The following is a 19,717-nucleotide window of genomic DNA, read 5'->3' on the forward strand; positions in this document are numbered from 1 at the left end:
CGGGTGATCAGCCCATTGTTTTCACTGCTGCTTCTGGCTTTTGCGCTTAGTTTGGACGGTTTTGGTGTAGGCATTACATATGGATTACGCAAAATGAAAATACCGCTGCTCTCCATCCTGATTATCTCGCTCTGCTCGGGGATCGTCATTGGTGTCTCGATGCAGGTCGGTGTACTTTTAGCCAAGGTTGTCTCTCCGGATGCCGCCTCCATTATTGGAGCGGTTATTCTCGTCTTAATGGGCTGCTGGTCGCTGATTCAGATGCTGACTCAGAAGGAGCGGAGCCCCCAGGATGAGGAGCGGGATGCCGAATTTGAGAGATCGGAAGAGGTTGCTTCGACTGAAACGGCCGCTTTAACGGAGCTGCCGGCAGATGCCGGAGAAGACGGTTCGCAGAGGTCAGCTGTGTTCTCCCTGGAGCTGCGGCATCTGGGGGTTGTTATTCAGATTCTGCGGACGCCGTCCTCCGCCGATATGGATGCTTCCGGCAGCATCTCCTCAATGGAAGCGATGATCCTGGGGATTGCGCTGTCGCTGGACGCTTTTGGCGCAGGGCTTGGTGCTGCGCTGCTTGGCTTCAGCCCGGTCTGGACCTCACTGATGATTGCCCTGTTCAGCGGTACCTTTTTACTGCTTGGAATGAAGACCGGCCTCAAACTGTCTGGAAGCTTCTGGATGAAGCATGCTGCCGCTCTGCCTGCGTTATTATTAATTGCTATGGGAATAATGAAGCTGTTATGAGGTGAGTACATGATTATGGGCTTAACCGGAGGTATTGCATCCGGAAAAAGCACCGTCTCCGCAATGCTGGTGCAAAAAGGAGCACGACTCGTCGATGCCGATGTCATCGCAAGAGGGGTCATGCTCCCGGGACATCCCGTGCTGGCTGCTGCTGTAGAACATTTTGGCCAAGGAATCCTGCTGCCTGACGGCACCTTAAACCGGGCTGCGCTGGGGGAGATCGTCTTCAGCGACCCCGCTGCCCTGCAGGTCCTGAACAGCCTGACACACCCTGCAATCCGCCAGGAAATCAAGGACCAGATGTATGCGCTGGAAGAGGAAGACGCGCAGCGTCTGGTGATTGTAGATATTCCTTTGTTGTATGAATCCAAGCTGGACAGCCTGTTCGATAAGGTTATGGTTGTGTATGTGCCCCGGGAGGTTCAGCTTGCCCGCCTGATAGAGCGTAACGGACTTAGCCCTGAACAGGCTGCAGCAAGGCTGGACGCCCAGATGGACATTGAAGAGAAACGCGCGAGAGCTGATTATATCATTGATAACAGCGGTGACCTTGCCGAGACTGAGCAGCAGGTTGCCGTTATGTGGGACAGGCTGGGGTTATTATGAGCTGGCTGCGTAAAAAAAGAGTGCTGCTCCTGCTGTTCATCGGCTTTACCGCCATTCTGTTTCTCGGGACCAACTGGATGTCCTGGTTTTATCCGATCCATTATAAAGAAGAAATCCGTAAACACAGCAGCACGTATAAGACCGATCCGTTTCTGGTCGCGGCCATTATCCGTGTGGAGACCAACTTCAAGACGGGCCGTGAATCCAAAAAGGGCGCACTCGGACTGATGCAGCTCATGCCGGATACCGCCAAGTGGGCGCTTGAAATGGCCAAGCTGCCTGACGTATCGCTGGATGAGCTTAAAGAGGAGCCGTCGGCCAATATCGAGCTGGGTACCTGGTATCTTTCCTCGCTGTCCCGCCAATTTGACGGCAACCGGACAGCTGTGATCGCCGCATACAATGCGGGCCCAGGCAAAGTACAGAGCTGGCTTGATGGAGGAGAGTGGGATGGGACAGAGGCTGCGGTGAAGGATATCCCGTTTGGCGAGACCCGGCACTACGTGCAGCGCGTGATTTATTATTATAATCAGTATACGGATATTTACAGTGAATTCTAATGTTGTTGTATATAAAAAAGAAGCATTAAACGGCTTACGGCCGTTTAATACTTCTTCGGCAAGCTTATGGGGACAGGTTATTTGTATTGACCTGCCAGGGATTGCTCAGCGATTGTTACAAGACGTTTAGTGATGTAACCACCGATCGAACCGTTTTCGTAAGATGTTTTATTGCCTTGGTATCCGTCCGGGGAAAGAGTGATACCCAATTCTTGGGCAACTTCATATTTCAGTTGCTCCAATGCACCGCGTGAGTTGGAAACTACCAGGTTGTTGCTGCTGTTGTTTTGGCTCATTTCTGTTCACCTCCTATCGGTTGGTAACTGTATTATGTGCCGGACCCGCCAGATTCATAACAATAATAAAACGGTGTTTTCTGGAAATAAATTTTACCCGCTCAAATAGGAGTGAGGAAAGCAGCTAAGTCTAATATTACAGTAAAAAGGAGTGGCCCAAGCTTATGAAATGCCCATACTGCGATCACACTAATACCAAAGTGCTTGACTCGCGTCCGGCCAATGAGAATAAGTCGATCCGGCGCAGGCGTGAATGTGAGCGCTGCAGCAAACGCTTTACTACATTCGAGATGATTGAGGAAACACCGCTGATTGTCATTAAGAAGGACGGTAGCCGTGAGGAGTTCAGCCGTGATAAAATTCTGCGCGGCCTCATCCGCGCTTGTGAGAAGCGGCCGGTGTCCGTGGAACGCCTGGAATCCATCGTCTCCGAGGTGGAGAAGACGCTGCGCGGTATCGCCCTGGCGGAGATTGAGAGTCGGCAGATCGGCGAGCTCGTGATGGAGCAGCTATACCCGGTAGACGAGGTAGCTTACGTTCGGTTCGCTTCTGTATACCGGCAGTTTAAGGATATCAACATGTTCATGAAGGAACTGAAGGGGCTGCTGTCCAAAAACGATGGCGAGCTGGAGGGCCTTTAGAGGAGCTGCAGCACCTGTGCAAAAAACTGCTCCGTTTATTGTAGGGCTTTGTAGAGGTGCTGTACCGTTTCTCGTTTCTTGCGGGAATAAAAAAGCAAATAACATTTTTTATAAAAGTGTTGACATGAGGAATAGATTTCTGTATTATATAGAAGTCGGCTACGAAATAACACGACGAAGTGAGCTTTTCGTTCACAGATGATTTTAGAATACATATTGTAGTTCTAAATCGGGTAACATGGGGCCATAGCTCAGCTGGGAGAGCGCATCGCTGGCAGCGATGAGGTCAGGGGTTCGATCCCCCTTGGCTCCACCAAATTATTTTTCCAACATGGACTCTTAGCTCAGTTGGTAGAGCAGTAGACTCTTAATCTATTTGTCCAGGGTTCGAGCCCCTGAGAGTCCATTTATGAAGAAACGGCAGAGATGCCGTTTTTTTTGTTGTGTTTTGAAAGCAAGAGAGGGGGCCGAGGTTACGTGATTAACACCGAATGCATCAAACACTCTTTAGGCTCTATAATGACATTTTCCGAGTTACGACAACTTTACTAGCAGTGCCAATACCCTGTACACACCAAAGACACTAAGACACCAAGATACCAAGATACCAAGATACCAAGATACCAAGATACCAAGATACCAAGATACCAGGTACACTAACTACCTGACGATCCTAGAACTCTCAGACCCCGGCCGGGAACCCGAGAACCCGAGAACCCGAGACCCAGAACCCCAGAACCCCAGAACCCCAGAACCCGAGAACTCGAGAACCCGAGAACCCGAGAACCCGAGAACCGAGAACCCCAGAACCCCAGAACCCCAGAACCCCAGAACCTCAGAACCCCAGAACCCCAGAACCCCAGAACCCCAGAACCCCAGAACCCGAGAACCTCAGAACCCCAGAACCTTAGAACCCGAGAACCCGAGAACCCCAGAACCCCAGAACCCGAGAACCCGAGAACCCCAGAACCCGAGAACCCGAGAACCCGAGAACCCCAGAACCCGAGAACCCCAGAACCCCAGAACCCGAGAACCCGAGAACCCCAGAACCCCAGAACCTCAGAACCCCCAGAACCCCCAGAACCCCCATTAGCTCTTCTCACCCCATATCGTCAACGTATTGCGTATACTCCTTTACTCCAACTATACTTCGACTCCCGAATGCTAACGGACCGTAGCGCCGTTATTCCTGCCAATCGGCATGCCCGCACAGGCTAACGGACTGTAATGACCTTATTCTCTCCTTTTGCTGCCCATTTCATCAGTTGGGACGAAAATAACGTCATCTGAGTCCGTTAGCCTGGGAAAACCCTCGTTTCAGCGGAAATAAGGACTCCTGGGTCCGTTAGAGTTTGCGGGAATGTGTATCAATACATTTATGAGGCTTGGGATAGCTACACCTTTAAACAATACGTACGTTGAGACCGCCGCGGTCAGGCATCCTGCGCCGGGAGATGCAGCACACCTTACCCCAAGCCCCGGCACCTTAACCTGCCGTTCGGTCCAGCTAGTTCCCTTGGCTAATAACTACCTTAGGCATAAGTCAGCATAATCTGCTGGACTTGATTGATCTTAGGCACCTCCCGAATGCTAACGGACCGTAGCGCCGTTATTTCTGCCATTTGGCAAGCCTGCACAGGCTAACGGACTGTAATGACCTTATTCCCTCTTTTTGCTGCCCGTTTCAGCAATTGGAACGAAAATAACGTCATCTGAGTCCGTTAGCCTGGGAGAACCCTCGTTTCAGCGGAAATAAGGACTCCTGGGTCCGTTAGATTTCGGGGAAATGTGTATCAATACATTTATGAGGCTTGGGATAGCTACACCTTTAAGCTATACGTACGATAACGCTGGGGCCCGCCGCCTGAGATATCAAGCAGCTTTTGTTCAGTTAACTGATGCAGGATGCGTCTGGCGTGCCTGTCTGTTACATGCAGGTGGCTGGCGAGCTCTTGAGGAGTGAATGACCTGAGCAGACGTCTGGCAAAACGCATAGTTTCCGCTTCGAGCCAGGTTAATGTTGATGAAACATCAGTCGCTACGAATTTGCCGATAAATGAAAGGACCAGCTGCTGACACTGCTTAGGCTCCTCTACAATAGAAGGATAGGCAACCGGAAGAAAAGTCCAGCCATCGAGAGCCAGCAGACAATGGCGGCGGCATAAATCCTTGAACCTCCTGACATCAAGGTCTCTGGCATGCGGTCCGTAGCCCTGAATCTCAATTCCGCCCTTCACACCCCCAGGCATATATGCCAAATCCAGATAGCGGTACCCGTTATTGAAGTCACGCACCTCCCATTCCGGCATCAGATGATCCATATTACCGACAGCAGGGAACCATACCGCGCGAAGAAATTCCACGGTTCCATGCCCCAGTCCTTTTTCAAGTAGCTCTCTGCGTCTCTGGTTGCTTTCGTTATTAATACTGATTTGTAACCATTCCTCGTACAGCTGGTTGAATCTCGGCATCCCGATCATACTCCTCATCAATGATTTTTTTGCGCAAAAAAAGCCGCTCCCATACAATTCCTCCAGCTAACTAACTTAGCAGGCGGTTGTATGAAAACGGCGTGTGCTTCACGGCTTATATCTCCATTATATCCTCATCAAAGATGGAAGCAATGACATTCTGTTGATTGCAACCGCGATAAATGATAAGTTTCAAATATATTCAGCAGTAATTCCATAAAATAAAATTCGTAGTAGGGGCAATATGGCTGCAACTAAAATCCTGCAATTATTCAAAATAACCCTAAGCGATCGCAGCGGCGGGGTACGCGGACGCCCGTCACGCACAATTGCCATTGCTGCAGGAGCATCGTTATATAATCTTGCTGAAGCTACTATTGAAGCTTTTGACTTTGATCTCGATCATGCTTTCGGCTTTTATGACAACATTAAAAACTGGGCACGCTCTGAGGAAGGCTACGAATCGATTGCAGACATTGGCCATGAGGACCAATTCCCAGGCGTAGAAAAGGTAAAGATCAGCAAAGTGTTCCGAACGCCTAAACAAAAAATGCTGCTTTTATTTGATTATGGTGTAGAATGGCATTTTATTGTGCAGTATCTGGGGGATGCGGAAGTGAAGCAGGGTCAAGAGCTACCTTGTGTCATAACGAGCAATGGGGAGGCACCCGATCAATATGGCGATTTTGGGCATTTTGATGAAGAGGAAGACGATTGGGAAGAGGCGAATACGGAACTGGATCCAAATGAAGATCCGGAGCGGGAAAAACGCATAAATATGGAAATCATTGTAGATGCATACGATCCGGAAGAAGTTGCAATGGGCTGGTACTATTATCTTAAGGACAATATCCATTTTCCCTTTAAGGCAATCTGCAATCAGATACTGGCCAAATCGCCATTGAAGAATGGTGAAGAAGTTACAGTTCTGCAAATGGCAGCTGCAAGTGAATGTATGGATAATATGTGGGTTCAAATCAAATGGGAAGACCGGGAGTTTGCAGTTCCGCTGGTTCAGCTGCAGCCTGTTCACCCCGATGAACCAACTAAAGCCGCTATTGAAGACTGGGTATATTGGCTTGACAGGGGATATCATTTGTAATAGCCATGATGACTTTTCCCGCTTTCAAATCTCACACAACGTGGTAAGATAAGCAAGCGGTATTTTGCCGTGATTACAGGGACAGGAAGGGTCAGGCATTTCATTATGAACATGAACAAGAATCAAACAAAAACAATGGGCAAAACAGTAACATCCACTCAAGCCCTGGCGATTGTAGTCGGGATGATTATCGGGTCGGGGATCTTTTTGAAGCCGGGGATTGTGCTAAGCAATGCCGGAACGCCATGGATGAGTATTCTGGCCTGGAGTGTCGGCGGGATCATTACACTGGCGTCAGCGCTGACTGTGGCTGAGATTGCTGCTGCGATTCCTAAATCCGGCGGATTGTATACCTATCTGGGTGAGCTCTACGGCGGCGTATTCGGTTATCTGCTGGGCTGGGTGCAGGCAGTGATCTCTTATCCGGCGTCTGTTGCGGCGCTGGCTATTGCTTTTTCCACCTATTCCGGGTATTTCGTGCCGCTGAACGGCTGGCAGCAGAAGCTGCTGGCTGTAGCCATACTGGCGTTCATCCTCATCATGAATGTCATTGCGACCAGATTCGGCGGGATCATCCAGACGGTTGCGACTGTGGGTAAGCTGATTCCGGTTGCGGGTATAATCGGCGTTGGTCTGTTCTCGAATCTGGCCCCCGGCTTTGACGGCATCAGTGCACCGGCGGCGGGAGCAGGTTTTGGGGCAGCAGTACTGGGTACACTATGGGCGTATGACGGCTGGATCAGTGTAACGAATATGGCTGGTGAAATTAAAAATCCGGCCAAGACCCTGCCTAAGGTTATCTCCATCGGCGTTGTTTTTGTTATAGCAGTGTATGTGCTGTTTAATGTGGCTGTGTTCAAGGCGCTGCCTTATGAGCAGATTATCAGTTCCCCGACTCCGGGGGCTGATGCTGCAGAAGCGCTGTTTGGCAACGGGGGCGGAGCTTTTATTACGGCAGGCATTATTATATCCGTGCTCGGTGCGCTGAACGGCTATCTGATGACCGCAGCACGGGTGCCGCAGGCAATGGGGGAGAAGCGGCAGATTCCATTTTCACGGGTGCTGAGCAGTATTCATCCCAAGTTCCAGACTCCGGCTAATGCGCTTATTTTTCAGAGTGTGCTGGCGGTAATCTACATATTCTCCGGGACCTTTAATACGCTGACGGATCTGCTGGTGTTTGTATTATGGATCTTTTTTACGATGGGTGTCTTTGGAGTCTTTCTGTTGCGCAAAAAAAGACCGCCGGAAAAAGGCCGCTACCGTGTGCCTCTTTATCCGGTTACTCCGGTGATCGGTGTTGCTGGCGGACTCTACATTCTGGGCAGCACAATAGTCAGTGACCCTCTGCGCTCGCTGATCGGAATCGGGATAACTCTGGCGGGACTGCCGGTCTATTATGTTTTATCGCGTAAAAAAGCATAATCCCTATGCAAGGGGCCACCTTCTGTTAACTCAGAAAGGTGGTCTTTTTTGTACCGCCAGCCAGTGCTGCAAGATAGTCCAACCCGGGTGAAATAGTCCAAAACCGCATAACAGGCCGGGCAAAAATGTCCTATTGCCGGAATAGCCGGGGATAAGTATGCTACAGGTGTTGATTTTTTTGAAATGTAATGGAGGAGAACGCAAATGAGCATTCAAATGGAGCATTTGGACCGGGGTCTGGCGGCAGTCTGCACCTCGGAGGGGATATTTATCAGCTGGCGGCTGCTGGGACAAGAAGTATCGGCTGCTACAGAACAGGGCTTAACGGCTGCGGATTTCCGCTTATACCGTAATGGGGTGCTTATCGCGGAGATCACAGACAGTACCAATTACCTGGACAGGTCCGGCAGCCGGGAAGCAGAGTATGCGGTAGCCGCAGTTATAAACGGGGAAGAGAAGGAACAGTGCCGGTCTATCCGGCCATGGGAGACCCCTTACCTGGAAATTCCGCTGCAGAAGCCGGCGGACGGGGTTACGCCTGCCGGTCAATCTTACAGCTACAGTGCAAATGACATGAGTGTAGGCGACGTAGACGGAGACGGGGAATATGAGTATATCGTCAAATGGGACCCGTCGAATGCCAAGGATGTCTCCCATGTAGGCTATACAGGCAATGTGTATATGGATTGCTACAAGCAAAACGGAACACTTCTGTACCGGATCGACCTGGGAGTCAATATCCGGGCAGGGGCACATTACACCCAGTTCCTGGTGTATGATTTTGACGGTGACGGCAAGGCAGAGCTGATGTTCAAGACTGCACCGGGTACCAAGGTGATTCGCTACGAGGAGGGGGCTCCGGTCTCTGAAGCATTCATTACGCTGCTGCCCGAGGATGAGGCTGCCGGGTACAGCCATAATGATGATTACCGCATGAACGGTGCAGCGTATGCAGAGCATGTGGCGGATCTGTTCGAACACTGGCATGAGCATGAAGAAGTCGTGGCGGGACACTGGCCGGTTACACTGGAGGAGTGCTTCGGAATCGCCCCTGAATATTCCTATCCGTTGTCCCGGGAGGATGCAGTGCGGCTCGCGGATTATTTTCTGGATGTATATGCGCCTTCCAGAAGTGAACGCAACAAGCTGCGTGAATTTGAAGGCTTTATATTAAAAGGGCCGGAGTACCTCACAGTTTTCCGCGGCGAAACGGGAGAGGAGCTTAAGACAGTCCGCTACAAGCCTGGACGGCATGATGACGGGCTGATGTGGGGCGACTATTCCTGGAACCGCATCGAGCCGGGCAATCGGGTGGACCGCTTTCTGGCAGGCGTCGCTTATCTGGACGGAAAGAAGCCGTATGCGCTGTTTGCCCGCGGATACTATACCCGGGCCACCATGGCCGCCTACAGCTGGAACGGACAGGAACTGGCAGAAACGTGGTACATCGACAGCGGCTGGGTTACCATGAACAATCCGTTTGCCGACACACTGCATCTGCAGGACGGACGTAATCCCGGCTTCGGCGGATTGGCCAAGCAGGGAGCCCATGCGCTGTCCACTGCTGACGTGGACGGAGACGGCTGCCAGGAGATTATCTACGGGTCGGCCACGATCGACCATGACGGCAGTCTTCTATACAGCTCAGGCGGAATTCTGCCTGAGGGAAGCGCGGCTCCGGGTGAATATGCCAAGCTCGGTCACGGGGACGCCCTGCATGTAGCTGTAGTCGATCCTGACCGCGAGGGCCTGCAGATTTATATGGTTCACGAAGAGGGCATTCATGGCCCGTATGGATATACGCTGCGGGATGCAGCAACCGGAGAGGTGTTGTACGGCGGCTTTGCCAAGGAGGATGTAGGCCGTGGGATGATCGGCAAGGTAGAACCGGCCGTGCCCGGCCTGCAGACCTGGTGCAGCGAAAGCCATTTAGCTCATGAGCCGTCCCGGGGGCTGCGTTCAGCCAAAGGTGACCAGTTGGATGAACAGGCACCGGGCACTAACATGAACATCAAGTGGGCAGCTGATATGACGACCCAGTTCATCAGCGGGACATTTGAAGAACCAGTTACCATTGAAGACTGGAAGCAGGGCACGCTGCTGACAGCGGAGGGCACACGCTCCAACAACGGCACCAAGGGCAACCCCTGCCTGGTGGCAGACCTGTTCGGTGACTGGCGGGAGGAGCTGGTTGTGCGTGTGGCAGACAGCTCGGCTATACGCATCTACATGAACACGGAAGTAACGGACCGCAAGCTGTACACGCTGATGCATGATCCCCAGTACCGGACAGGGGTCGCCTGGCAGAATGTAGTCTATAACCAGCCTTGCTACACCAGCTTCTATCTGGGCACAGACATGAACTGGTCCAAGGTTCCGGTTCCGGATTTGTTATAGGTTTCTTTTTATCCGGTAAAAGCAAAACGGCCGCCTCCATGAACAGGGCGGCTGTTTTGCTTTTATTGCTGTACTTTCAATCGGAATCCGTAAAGCTGCTGATTTCCCGTTGCTACAGCCTAGCTGTGCTCCGCGATCTGCACCTCAAACCCGTCAGGGTCCAGCACATAAAAGAACCGCAGGTGCGGATTCGGGGAGACAGGCCCGCGGGCTAGCGGGATGCCGCGGCTTTTTAATTCTTCAATGGCACTGTCCAGTGACTCCGTTTCGAATCCGACAGACACCCCGCATTCCGGCAGCAATGCCGGATCACTTCCTTGAATAAGCTCGATTTTGGGCTGACCCTCCGCGCCGAGCATGACGATCTGCCTGCCTCTGCTCTCAAATTGCCGTTCAATGGGAAGACCCAGAATCCCGTGGTAGAAATGTAGAGATGCCTCCAGGTCGCGTACCCTGAGCGTAATCCAGTTAAGACTTAAGTTCATATTGAATACCTCCATGTCCTGTAATGCAACGCTCCCGCTTTATTCATTATACGTTAGTTTGCATCTGGTGAAAGCCTGTGGGCTAATAGGAATGCCTGCAGGGAAAATTAATGCTATCTTGTTTGAGGGTAGTATTCCCCGTGTACCATTCAATCGCGTCATAAAACATAACATTAAGTTGTGCATTTTAGATGATTTTGTCGAATAATAGGATTTTAATGAATTTTTAAGCTGCTAAAATAGACTTATATTCATATAAGGGGTGAGCAGGAAATGAAGAAATGGCTAAACGTGTCAATTATTATGACAATGGTGGTGCTGGTGCTATCGGCATGCGGAGGGAACAAAACAGAAGAGACAGCTTCGGGCTCCGGCGGCGGTTCGAACAAGCTGGTGGTCTATACCCCTAATAGTGAAGCGATGATCAATGCTCTGATTCCTGCATTTGAGAAGCAGACAGGCATAACGGTGGAATTAGTATCGGCAGGCAGCGGTGAGCTGATCAAGCGGATTCAGTCGGAGAAATCCAACCCTTATGCTGACGTCATGTTTGGCGGAGCCTACGCACTGTTTAACGACAATGCAGATCTGTTCGAGGAATACGTGTCACCTAATGATAAAGATTTACTTGAAGGACACACGAATACGACAGGCATCATGACCTCTTACGTTTCGGATGGAAGCGTCCTGCTGGTGAATACAAATCTGGCAGGCGATATTCAGATTAACGGCTATGCGGATCTGCTGAACCCGGAGCTGAAAGGCAAGATTGCAATGGCTGATCCTGCCAACTCCAGCTCGGCATTTGCACAGCTGACTAATATGCTCAAAGCAATGGGCGGGGATTATACCTCTGAAGCAGGCTGGGATTATGTGGCGAAGCTGCTGGAGAATCTGGATGGTAAAATTGCCGGCGGCTCCAGCAAAGCGCACAAAAGTGTAGCAGACGGTGAATATGTAGTGGCATTAACCTATGAAGATCCGGCAGTCAGCTATGTTAGAGACGGTGCTCCGGTAAAGGTTGTCTATCCTGAGGAAGGAACGGTATTCCTGGATGCGGTAGCGGGAGTTGTAAAGGGCTCGCCAAACCAGGACAATGCCAAGAAATTCATTGATTTCCTGATCTCCCAGGAAGGACAGGATGCTCTGGGTCAGGAGACGACTAACCGGCCTCTGCGGACAGATGCTGCCATTGGCGATTTCATGACACCGATAGAGCAGATCAAGGTGATTGACGAGGATGTAGCGTATGTAGCAGAGAATAAGGCAGCTATTGTAGAACGTTATACAGAGCTGTTTACCGATATTGCAGAATAGTTCAGTATCAGCACAGCAAATCAGAGCGAAAGCGGGTGTATAACATGAGCGTTGCGATATCCTTCAAGGACATTGTTAAAAAATATGGCGACACAACCGTTATCCCCGAGCTGTCCCTGGACATTCAAAAGGGTGAGTTCTTCACCCTTTTGGGTCCTTCAGGCTGCGGCAAAACAACGCTGCTGCGAATGGTGGCAGGGTTCAACAGTATTGAAGGCGGGGATCTTGGTTTCAATGATAAGGTGATGAATAACGTCCCGCCGGGCAAGCGGAATATCGGGATGGTTTTTCAGAATTATGCAATCTTCCCTCATTTAAATGTAGCCGAGAATGTTGCATTCGGGCTGCAGAACCGTAAAGTCGGCAAGGAGGAGCAGCAGCGCAGAGTAAGTGAAATTTTGGATACAGTGCAGATTGAAGTGTATAAAAACAGGATGCCCAAAAACTTATCAGGGGGACAGCAGCAGCGGGTAGCCCTGGCCCGGGCCATCGTTATTAATCCGGACGTGCTGCTGATGGACGAGCCGCTCTCTAATCTGGATGCCCAGCTGCGTGTTGACATGCGCAATGCCATTAAGCGGATTCAGCGCGAGGTTGGCATTACCACGGTCTATGTAACGCATGATCAGGAAGAAGCGATGGCAGTATCTGACCGGATTGCGGTTATGAAATCGGGTATCATCCAGCAGGTGGGAACCCCTAGAGAGGTCTACCAGCGTCCGGCTAATCTGTTCGTCGCTACGTTTATAGGGCGGACAAATGTACTAGAGGCACAGCTGGAGAACGGTGCTGAAGGCAGACCGGTTGTTCGTGTCGGCAGCAGCTATATCCTCGAGATGCCGGAGCTGCAGGCGGAAGTGAAGCCTGATGCTGCGGTAGATGTCAAAATCTCAGTCCGGCCGGAGGAATTTGTGCTCTCGGAGGACGGTCAGGGACTCACCGGAAAGGTTGTCAATAATGTCTTTCTGGGACTCAATACACATCTGGTCGTCGAGCTCGAAAACGGGCAGGAAGTAGAAGTCATTCAGCAGTCGGCTGTAAGTGCAGTAGTAGAAATCGGCAGGAAGGTTACGCTGGCCATCCTTACAGGAACAATCAATGTTTATGATGCGTCCGGCGAACGCAATCTGAACCGGGGGCCTCAACTATGAGCGGCCGCGCGAAACGCTGGGATATCTGGTCGCTGATTACCTTTATTATTTTTGCCGGATATCTTGTATTCCTGGCACTGCCTTTATTCATGCTGCTGGTCAAAAGCTTCTTTGACGGGACAACCGGCGAGTTCTCGCTCGCATACTTTCATAAATTTTTTAGCAAAGCCTATTATATGAATGCTGTATGGAACAGTATAAAGGTGACTGTAAGCGTCACGCTGCTGTCCATCCTGGTGGCCGGACCGCTGGCCTACATTATGACGATTGCCAAAATCAGGGGGAGCGCGGCGGTGCGCATTCTGATCCTGATCTCCTCGATGTCGGCCCCGTTTATCGGTGCATACGCATGGATCCTGCTGCTCGGGCGCAGCGGGGTGATTACAACTTTCTTATCTAATGTATTCGGTATTCGTATGCCTGATATTTACGGCTTTTCCGGTATCCTGCTTGTGCTGACCTTGCAGCTGTCCCCGCTGATTTTTATGTATGTGTCAGGGGCACTCAAGAATGTCGATAACTCGCTGATGGAAGCAGCCGAAAGCATGAACTGCACGGGTCTGCGGAAAATGTGGAAAATACTCGTACCGCTGATTACACCGACCTTACTTGCCGGGGGATTGCTGGTCTTTATGAGGGCGTTTGCGGATTTCGGCACACCGATGCTGATCGGTGAAGGGTACCGGACCGTACCGGTGCTGATCTTTAATGAGTTTATTAGTGAGGTTGGAGGAGACGACGGCTTTGCCGCTGCGATCAGTGTTATTGTGGTTCTGTTCGCCGTTGCTGTGTTTCTGCTGCAAAAGTTCGTGGCTAACCGGAAATCATACAGTATGAGCGCCCTGAATCCGATAGAACCTAAGAAACTCAAAGGGTTCGCCAATTTTGCAGCCCATGCCTATGTGTATCTGTTTACTTTACTGGCGTTAATGCCGCAGGGATATGTAGCTTATACCTCCTTCCTTAAGACCTCCGGTAAAATATTTGTGGACGGATACTCTCTCGACAGCTATCGTGCAGCCTTCTCCAAGGTCGGCGATTCCATCTACAACACCTTTATGATGGCCGGCATTACGATCATCATTATCACGCTCGCTGCTGTGCTGATTGCTTATGTAACAGTAAAGCGAAAAGGTGCGGTTGCGAATGTTCTGGATACCTTCACGATGCTGCCTTATATCGTACCGGGCTCCATACTCGGGATCGCCCTGCTGGTTACCTTTAACAAAGAGCCGCTGGTATTGAGCGGAACCTCCGTAATTCTGATTGCCGCCTTTGTCATCCGGCGTCTGCCCTACACGATCCGCTCCAGTGCTGCAGTGCTCCATCAGGTGAATGACAGCATTGAAGAAGCGGCAATCAGCCTTGGAGCCTCAACTATGCGGACGTTCTTCAAGATTACCGTGCCGATGATGATCTCAGGTGTTTTCGCCGGAGCCATTATCAGCTGGATAAGCATTATAACGGAGCTCAGCACCTCTATTATTCTGTACACGGGAAATACCCGCACGATGACGGTTGCTGTCTACACAGAGGTTGTACGCGGCAATTATGGGGTTGCAGCCGCACTATCCACCCTGCTGACTGCGATTACTGTAGTTTCCCTGCTGTTGTTCTTCAAGCTTTCCGGCAAAAAAGAAGTAACCATGTAACAGCGAACCGGTTCCGCGTAAGCGGGCCGGCTTTTGTTCATCTGCAGGCACCGGTCCGCTGGTTTCTTGAAACCGGACAGTCGGGTAGAATAGTAGGATGTATCAGAAAGGGAGTGGCGCAATGGTAAAAAGAAGCTTCAAGGATTCGCTGCGCCGGATGTTTCTTCTGCACACCCTTGTGCCGATTTCCATTTTGTTTGTGCTTTTTCTCGTATTCATGATGATCAATTCGCGGTTTGTGCTGGTCAGTCAGACGGCGGAAGCGGGCAGGAAGATCAAATCATCGATGGAGTCGGTTTACAGCTCTTATGTTAAAGAAATGAGCGAAGCTGCAGCACTGGAAACCGTAATTTCTTTTGCAAGATCACGTAATCATGGTCCAGAGGTATTCAAGCGGTTTTATGACTTCAATAACCGGCAGCAGGTAAAAAGCATTATGTATATTACCGGTGCGGACGGGAAGATCATAGCCTCATCTGCCAACTATAATTCTGAACCGTCTGATCTCGCGCTGCAGGCGATTGCCCGGCGGATGCACAGCCAAGGCCTGCCGCTCCTTGCCGAAACCAATCATATCCGTTTCTCGCATGACCGTTATACCGCCTATACATTCGCCCATGAAATCCGTAACGGAGGGGGCGTGCTCGGTTATCTGATCTATCAGCTGTATGAATTGGATATGCAGAAGCTGATCTTTGTGCAGAATAACGAAATTGCCGTGGTTACTGATCCTTACCGCACCATTATTGCCACTACCAATAATCTGACGCAGGGGCTGATGAATAAATACAGCCTGTCCAGCGATTCCAAGGGCTACGTTCGGATTGATAATGGAAAGTACTACAGTAAAGAAACATACATACCGTTATCGCAGTGGCGAGTTTACACGTTAAGCGCTGCTGAGGGGAATCATAGCGCCTATTGGTCACTGGCTGTGTTTTTTGTGATGGCCAGTCTGCTGCTATGGTTTGTTATTCAATATTCTGCCCGCATTATCTCTACCCGCCAGTCGCGGGCGATAGATAAGCTGATCTATGCCGTCAGAGAGCTGGAGTCAGGCAACATGGACTCCTATGTCTATATCAGCACCGGGGATGAGTTCGAGACGCTTGCGGGCCAATATAATCAGATGCTGCAGCGCCTGAATGAGCTAGTCGTCCAGAATGTGGAGCTTTCCGACTTGCGCAGGGTCATTGAGGTTAAGCATCTGCAGTCGCAATTTCACCCGCATTTTATATTTAATGTGCTGGAGACGCTTCGCTACGCTATTGTTGTAGACAATAACCTCGCTCAGGATATGGTGCTTACTCTCTCCAGACATCTGCGCTACAGTATTGGCAACGAAAGGGACCATGTTGTGCTGGGCGATGATCTGGAGTATATTGCAGGCTACATGAAGCTGCAGCAGATAAGATTCAAGGACAGGCTCTATTACCGGGAAGAAGTAAGCCGGGAGGCCAAGTCTGCACTGGTTCCCAGGCTGATGCTGCAGCCAGTCATCGAAAATACAATCAAATACGGATACCGCCAGCGCCGGACCGTAGCGGTTACAGTGAAAGGCCATGTGGAGGGGGCGGATCTGATCCTTGAGGTGAAGGATAATGCGGGAGGGATGAGCAGCGAACGGCTGGAGGAGGTCCGGACCATTATGGCGTCGCAGGATAACCGTGCCCCGCATATCGGGCTGCATAATCTACACCGGCGGCTTGTGCTGATGTATGGGGAGCATTATGGCATTCAGATTGACAGCACTCAGGGAGAGGGAACCCGGGTTACTTTTGTATTGCCATACAGGAAGGAGGACGCGGATGTTTAAGGTGCTGCTGGTTGAGGATGAAGAGATGATCCGTAAAGGCCTGCGTTTTACATTTGACTGGATGGGAGCCGGGTGTGTAATTGTGGGGGAAGCCGAGAACGGTGAGGAGGGACTCCGCCAGATTGCGCTTCTTCACCCCGATATTGTAATTGTTGATGTAAATATGCCGCTGATGGACGGGATTTCCATGATTGAGCATAGTGTAGAGGAAGCGGATTGCAGCTATATCATTTTGTCCGGCTATGATGAATTCAGGCTGGCCAAGGATGCTATCCGGCTGGGGGTTACCGAGTATTTGCTGAAGCCGCTGGAACAGGAGCAGCTATCAGCTGCACTGGAGCGTGCAAAGAGCCAGCTGGAAATGAAACGGCAGTACACTGCGATGATCACTTCCGGAGCCGGAAACGGAGAGCTGCTGCAGGCGTCTGTCGTGAAGCTGCCCGGGAAATCATCCCGTTATGTATCCAAAATGATCCAATACGTCCAGGAGCATTATGCGGAGAAAATCGGCATTAAGGATCTGGTTGACAGCCTGGGCGTTAGCGCCACTTATCTAAACCGGACCTTCAAAAGTGAAACAACCTATACCTTCAACGATTTTCTGAACCGTTACCGCATTCAGAAAGCGATGGATCTGCTGAGCAGCGGAGAGGACAAAGTTTATGCAATTGCTGCGGATGTAGGATATAAGGATTATAAATATTTCATAGCCATCTTTAAAAAATACGCGGGGTGTACTCCAAGCTATTACCAGGAGAGATTCGGCAGGGGAGAGCCGGGCCGGTGATTTACAGATTGTTGAGGCCGACTGGAGAAGGTCATGGCAGCTGCCCGGCAGAGTGAGTCCAGGCAGCTGCAAAATAAATGATTGACTTTTATATCGATGCGAGGTATATTATAAGAGTTCCTTTTGAGGGCGTTGATAAATACAAGCTAAATAATATGGACTCTTAGCTCAGTTGGTAGAGCAGTAGACTCTTAATCTATTTGTCCAGGGTTCGAGCCCCTGAGAGTCCATCATACAAAGAACGGCAGCGATGCCGTTCTTTTGCTGTTTATTTACATATCAAAAAAGCGTCTCCCTTCAGGCAAAGGGAGGCGCTCTTTGTTATACACAGATTCAGGTTATCTGGTCTCCAAATAAGCAAAACCAAGCGCACCGGTAACCGGATTGCGATAGGTTTCGCAGGCTACATCAAACACCTGCCCGATCAGCTCCTTAGTCAGAATGTCCTCAGGCTTGCCGCTGGCGGCAACCTGCCCCTGCTTCATCACATACAGATAATCGCAGTATTCTGCTGCAAGCGTAAGGTCGTGAAGTGCGGCGAGAATGCCGATGTCCAGCTTTTTGACAATGTTCAGAATCTGCAGCTGGAATTTGATATCCAGATGATTGGTCGGCTCATCGAGAATCATGAACTCCGGCTGCTGGGCGAGTACACGGGCCAGGATGACACGCTGCTTCTCGCCGCCCGACAGTGAATTGTAGCTGCGTTCTGCGTGACCCTCCAGATTAACCTTGCGCAGGGCACCGGTTACAATATCTTGATCCTGCTTATTGTCCGTTTCCAGCATGCCTTTATGCGGGGTCCTGCCCATAGCTACCATCTCGCGTACTTTGAAATCAAAGCTCAGCTCGTTGAACTGGCCGACAACGCCCAGCTTTTGCGCAACCACCTTGGGGCTTGCTTTGATTACATCAAGGTCAGACAGAAAGACATCTCCGTGCTTAGGCTTGATGACTTTATAAATGCTCTTCAGCAGCGTAGATTTGCCGCAGCCGTTCGGCCCGATCAGGCCGACGAACTGCTTGTTGCGGACCTTGAGCGATACATCCTTGACAATATTGACATTGGAAAAAGAGACAGCCAGATGTTCAACGTTTAAATTCATTAAGATTTGCCTCCAAACGCGTAGCCTTTTTTGACCAGCATGTACATGAACATTGGTGCGCCTATCAGGGCTGTGATGATCCCGATCGGCAGCTCTACATTTGGCACAATAGTCCGGGCAATAACGTCCGTCCAGATCAGGAAGATGGCACCAAACAGGATAGAAGCCGGGAGCAGCCTGCGGTGATCAGAGCCGACGAGTCCGCGTACCAGATGGGGGATAATCAGGCCGACGAAGCCGATCATTCCGCAGCTGGCGACCATGATACCGGTAATCAGGGCGGTAAGAATCATATAGGCTCTGCGGTAAGCGCCAAGTGAAATCCCCAGCGTGACCGCCGCTTCATCACCAAGCAGCATGGCATTCAGGGCACGGAACTGCATCAGGAAAAATGCAGCCGCCAGCGTCACAGACACCGCGATCAGCGGCAGCTTATCCCAGCTAGAGGCGGCCAGGCTGCCCATGGTCCAGAAGGTCACGGTCTTGATGCCTTCGGCATTGTTGGCGAAATAGACGATAAAGTTTGCAAAAGCGGTACATAACGCATTTATAACCATACCTGCCAGTACGAGCTTGACGGAGGTCATTTTGCCGCCTGCATTGGCCAGGAGCAGCACAAGCAATGAAGCGCCGACAGCACCGGCGAAAGCCCAGAAGGCTACGCCGGTCTGTCCCAGAATACCCATCGTGCCGAAGCCGATCAGAATAGCGAAGGTTGCACCAAGCGACCCGCCTGAGGAAATGCCTAGTATGTATGGATCAGCAAGCGGATTTTGAACGGCTGCCTGCATAATGGTACCGCACAGTGTAAGGCCAGCACCGATGAACAGAGCCATGAGTACTCGCGGGAAACGGATTTTCCAGATGATGTCTACAAATGATCCCGAAGTCAGATCCTGTACATTTCCAATCTGAATGCCGGTAATCTGATGGAGCAGAATCCGGTAGGACTGAGAGACGGGAATTTCAACTTGTCCAAAGGAGACGGCAGCACCAGCGGAAAGAACAGTAATGATCAGCAGAACGATAATAACTGCAGTGAATCCGTAACGGCTGCTGATAATCGAATGCTTGGATGCCGGCTTAGCGACTATATCGGTTTGCATAACGTTCATAGGGGCTCCTTCATTATAACGTTTTAATTTAAAATATATCGCATAATGA

17 protein-coding genes and 3 tRNA genes are annotated in these 19,717 nt (G+C 50.7%); 15 read left to right on the plus strand and 5 right to left on the minus strand.

Going from position 1 to position 19,717, the window contains the following annotated elements; translation table 11 throughout:
* Window positions 1-3: 3 nt before the first annotated feature.
* Genes BLR64_RS14815 through BLR64_RS14825 form a run of 3 tightly spaced genes read left to right on the plus strand, consistent with a single transcriptional unit; the run spans window position 4 to window position 1,907 of the window.
* Window positions 4-741 carry a manganese efflux pump gene (locus tag BLR64_RS14815; RefSeq protein WP_090715263.1) on the plus strand — a complete coding sequence of 246 codons (738 nt, stop codon included), beginning with the start codon at window positions 4-6 and terminating at the stop codon, window positions 739-741.
* Window positions 742-750: 9 nt separating this feature from the next.
* Complete coding sequence (gene coaE / locus BLR64_RS14820; RefSeq protein WP_090715265.1) at window positions 751-1,347, plus strand: dephospho-CoA kinase; 597 nt, start codon at window positions 751-753, stop codon at window positions 1,345-1,347.
* Window positions 1,344-1,907 carry a lytic transglycosylase domain-containing protein gene (locus BLR64_RS14825; protein WP_090715267.1) on the plus strand — a complete coding sequence of 188 codons (564 nt, stop codon included), beginning with the start codon at window positions 1,344-1,346 and terminating at the stop codon, window positions 1,905-1,907. Before coaE ends, BLR64_RS14825 begins: the two co-directional genes overlap by 4 nt.
* Before the next feature lie 77 nt (window positions 1,908-1,984).
* Here BLR64_RS14825 and BLR64_RS14830 read toward each other — a convergent pair whose 3' ends face one another.
* On the minus strand, window positions 1,985-2,203 hold the full coding sequence (locus BLR64_RS14830) for an alpha/beta-type small acid-soluble spore protein (RefSeq protein ID WP_068721254.1): 219 nt from the start codon (window positions 2,201-2,203) through the stop codon (window positions 1,985-1,987).
* Between the two features lie 164 nt (window positions 2,204-2,367).
* On the opposite strand from BLR64_RS14830, the gene nrdR reads away from it, so the two are divergent.
* From nrdR to BLR64_RS14845, 3 genes are all read left to right on the plus strand, one after another.
* On the plus strand, window positions 2,368-2,844 hold the full coding sequence (gene nrdR, locus BLR64_RS14835; protein ID WP_068721252.1) for a transcriptional regulator NrdR: 477 nt from the start codon (window positions 2,368-2,370) through the stop codon (window positions 2,842-2,844).
* A gap of 240 nt (window positions 2,845-3,084) precedes the next feature.
* Window positions 3,085-3,160: transfer RNA gene (locus BLR64_RS14840), tRNA-Ala, on the plus strand.
* A gap of 17 nt (window positions 3,161-3,177) precedes the next feature.
* A tRNA-Lys gene (locus tag BLR64_RS14845) sits at window positions 3,178-3,250 on the plus strand.
* A 1,414-nt stretch (window positions 3,251-4,664) separates the two neighbouring features.
* Here BLR64_RS14845 and BLR64_RS14855 read toward each other — a convergent pair.
* On the minus strand, window positions 4,665-5,315 hold the full coding sequence (locus BLR64_RS14855; RefSeq protein WP_090715269.1) for a transcriptional regulator: 651 nt from the start codon (window positions 5,313-5,315) through the stop codon (window positions 4,665-4,667).
* Between the two features lie 244 nt (window positions 5,316-5,559).
* On the opposite strand from BLR64_RS14855, the gene BLR64_RS14860 reads away from it, so the two are divergent.
* From BLR64_RS14860 to BLR64_RS14870, 3 genes are all read left to right on the plus strand, one after another.
* The gene (locus tag BLR64_RS14860; protein ID WP_090715271.1) at window positions 5,560-6,417 is read left to right on the plus strand and encodes a calcium-binding protein; all 858 of its coding nucleotides are present in this window, start codon (window positions 5,560-5,562) and stop codon (window positions 6,415-6,417) included.
* Between the two features lie 111 nt (window positions 6,418-6,528).
* Complete coding sequence (locus tag BLR64_RS14865; RefSeq protein ID WP_090715371.1) at window positions 6,529-7,842, plus strand: APC family permease; 1,314 nt, start codon at window positions 6,529-6,531, stop codon at window positions 7,840-7,842.
* Window positions 7,843-8,046: 204 nt separating this feature from the next.
* On the plus strand, window positions 8,047-10,239 hold the full coding sequence (locus tag BLR64_RS14870) for a rhamnogalacturonan lyase (protein WP_090715273.1): 2,193 nt from the start codon (window positions 8,047-8,049) through the stop codon (window positions 10,237-10,239).
* Between the two features lie 119 nt (window positions 10,240-10,358).
* Here BLR64_RS14870 and BLR64_RS14875 read toward each other — a convergent pair whose 3' ends face one another.
* Complete coding sequence (locus tag BLR64_RS14875; RefSeq protein ID WP_090715275.1) at window positions 10,359-10,724, minus strand: VOC family protein; 366 nt, start codon at window positions 10,722-10,724, stop codon at window positions 10,359-10,361.
* A 273-nt stretch (window positions 10,725-10,997) separates the two neighbouring features.
* On the opposite strand from BLR64_RS14875, the gene BLR64_RS14880 reads away from it, so the two are divergent.
* The 6 genes from BLR64_RS14880 to BLR64_RS14905 all read left to right on the plus strand — a co-directional run bounded on the left by BLR64_RS14880 (window position 10,998) and on the right by BLR64_RS14905 (window position 17,677).
* Window positions 10,998-12,041, plus strand: coding sequence for an ABC transporter substrate-binding protein (locus tag BLR64_RS14880; RefSeq protein ID WP_090715276.1), 1,044 nt, complete (start codon window positions 10,998-11,000; stop codon window positions 12,039-12,041).
* Between the two features lie 44 nt (window positions 12,042-12,085).
* Complete coding sequence (locus BLR64_RS14885) at window positions 12,086-13,192, plus strand: ABC transporter ATP-binding protein (protein ID WP_090715278.1); 1,107 nt, start codon at window positions 12,086-12,088, stop codon at window positions 13,190-13,192.
* Complete coding sequence (locus tag BLR64_RS14890; protein ID WP_090715280.1) at window positions 13,189-14,844, plus strand: ABC transporter permease; 1,656 nt, start codon at window positions 13,189-13,191, stop codon at window positions 14,842-14,844. Before BLR64_RS14885 ends, BLR64_RS14890 begins: the two co-directional genes overlap by 4 nt.
* 121 nt (window positions 14,845-14,965) lie before the next feature.
* Window positions 14,966-16,660 (plus strand): sensor histidine kinase, encoded by a 1,695-nt coding sequence (locus BLR64_RS14895; protein WP_090715281.1) that lies wholly within the window; start codon window positions 14,966-14,968, stop codon window positions 16,658-16,660.
* Window positions 16,653-17,447 carry a response regulator transcription factor gene (locus BLR64_RS14900; RefSeq protein WP_090715284.1) on the plus strand — a complete coding sequence of 265 codons (795 nt, stop codon included), beginning with the start codon at window positions 16,653-16,655 and terminating at the stop codon, window positions 17,445-17,447. Before BLR64_RS14895 ends, BLR64_RS14900 begins: the two co-directional genes overlap by 8 nt.
* Before the next feature lie 157 nt (window positions 17,448-17,604).
* Window positions 17,605-17,677 (plus strand) — tRNA-Lys (locus BLR64_RS14905).
* Between the two features lie 108 nt (window positions 17,678-17,785).
* Here BLR64_RS14905 and BLR64_RS14910 read toward each other — a convergent pair.
* Both BLR64_RS14910 and BLR64_RS14915 read right to left on the minus strand, forming a co-directional pair.
* Entirely contained in the window at window positions 17,786-18,553 is a 768-nt protein-coding gene (locus BLR64_RS14910) for an ABC transporter ATP-binding protein (protein ID WP_090715286.1), read from the minus strand.
* Entirely contained in the window at window positions 18,553-19,668 is a 1,116-nt protein-coding gene (locus BLR64_RS14915) for a FecCD family ABC transporter permease (protein ID WP_415841115.1), read from the minus strand. Before BLR64_RS14915 ends, BLR64_RS14910 begins: the two co-directional genes overlap by 1 nt.
* Between the last annotated feature and the right edge of the window lie 49 nt (window positions 19,669-19,717).

The organism is Paenibacillus typhae (assembly GCF_900099765.1).
Taxonomy (GTDB): Bacteria; Bacillota; Bacilli; order Paenibacillales; family Paenibacillaceae; genus Paenibacillus_AQ; species Paenibacillus_AQ typhae.

Excerpts from the sequence above, each read along its gene's own strand:
- coaE (WP_090715265.1), top strand. The coding sequence starts at position 751 with ATGATTATGGGCTTAACCGGAGGTATTGCATCCGGAAAAAGCACCGTC.
- BLR64_RS14825 (WP_090715267.1), top strand. The coding sequence starts at position 1,344 with ATGAGCTGGCTGCGTAAAAAAAGAGTGCTGCTCCTGCTGTTCATCGGC.
- BLR64_RS14830 (WP_068721254.1), bottom strand. The coding sequence starts at position 2,203 with ATGAGCCAAAACAACAGCAGCAACAACCTGGTAGTTTCCAACTCACGC.
- nrdR (WP_068721252.1), top strand. The coding sequence starts at position 2,368 with ATGAAATGCCCATACTGCGATCACACTAATACCAAAGTGCTTGACTCG.
- BLR64_RS14855 (WP_090715269.1), bottom strand. The coding sequence starts at position 5,315 with ATGCCGAGATTCAACCAGCTGTACGAGGAATGGTTACAAATCAGTATT.
- BLR64_RS14860 (WP_090715271.1), top strand. The coding sequence starts at position 5,560 with ATGGCTGCAACTAAAATCCTGCAATTATTCAAAATAACCCTAAGCGAT.
- BLR64_RS14865 (WP_090715371.1), top strand. The coding sequence starts at position 6,529 with ATGAACAAGAATCAAACAAAAACAATGGGCAAAACAGTAACATCCACT.
- BLR64_RS14870 (WP_090715273.1), top strand. The coding sequence starts at position 8,047 with ATGAGCATTCAAATGGAGCATTTGGACCGGGGTCTGGCGGCAGTCTGC.
- BLR64_RS14875 (WP_090715275.1), bottom strand. The coding sequence starts at position 10,724 with ATGAACTTAAGTCTTAACTGGATTACGCTCAGGGTACGCGACCTGGAG.
- BLR64_RS14880 (WP_090715276.1), top strand. The coding sequence starts at position 10,998 with ATGAAGAAATGGCTAAACGTGTCAATTATTATGACAATGGTGGTGCTG.
- BLR64_RS14885 (WP_090715278.1), top strand. The coding sequence starts at position 12,086 with ATGAGCGTTGCGATATCCTTCAAGGACATTGTTAAAAAATATGGCGAC.
- BLR64_RS14890 (WP_090715280.1), top strand. The coding sequence starts at position 13,189 with ATGAGCGGCCGCGCGAAACGCTGGGATATCTGGTCGCTGATTACCTTT.
- BLR64_RS14895 (WP_090715281.1), top strand. The coding sequence starts at position 14,966 with ATGGTAAAAAGAAGCTTCAAGGATTCGCTGCGCCGGATGTTTCTTCTG.
- BLR64_RS14900 (WP_090715284.1), top strand. The coding sequence starts at position 16,653 with ATGTTTAAGGTGCTGCTGGTTGAGGATGAAGAGATGATCCGTAAAGGC.
- BLR64_RS14910 (WP_090715286.1), bottom strand. The coding sequence starts at position 18,553 with ATGAATTTAAACGTTGAACATCTGGCTGTCTCTTTTTCCAATGTCAAT.
- BLR64_RS14915 (WP_415841115.1), bottom strand. The coding sequence starts at position 19,668 with ATGAACGTTATGCAAACCGATATAGTCGCTAAGCCGGCATCCAAGCAT.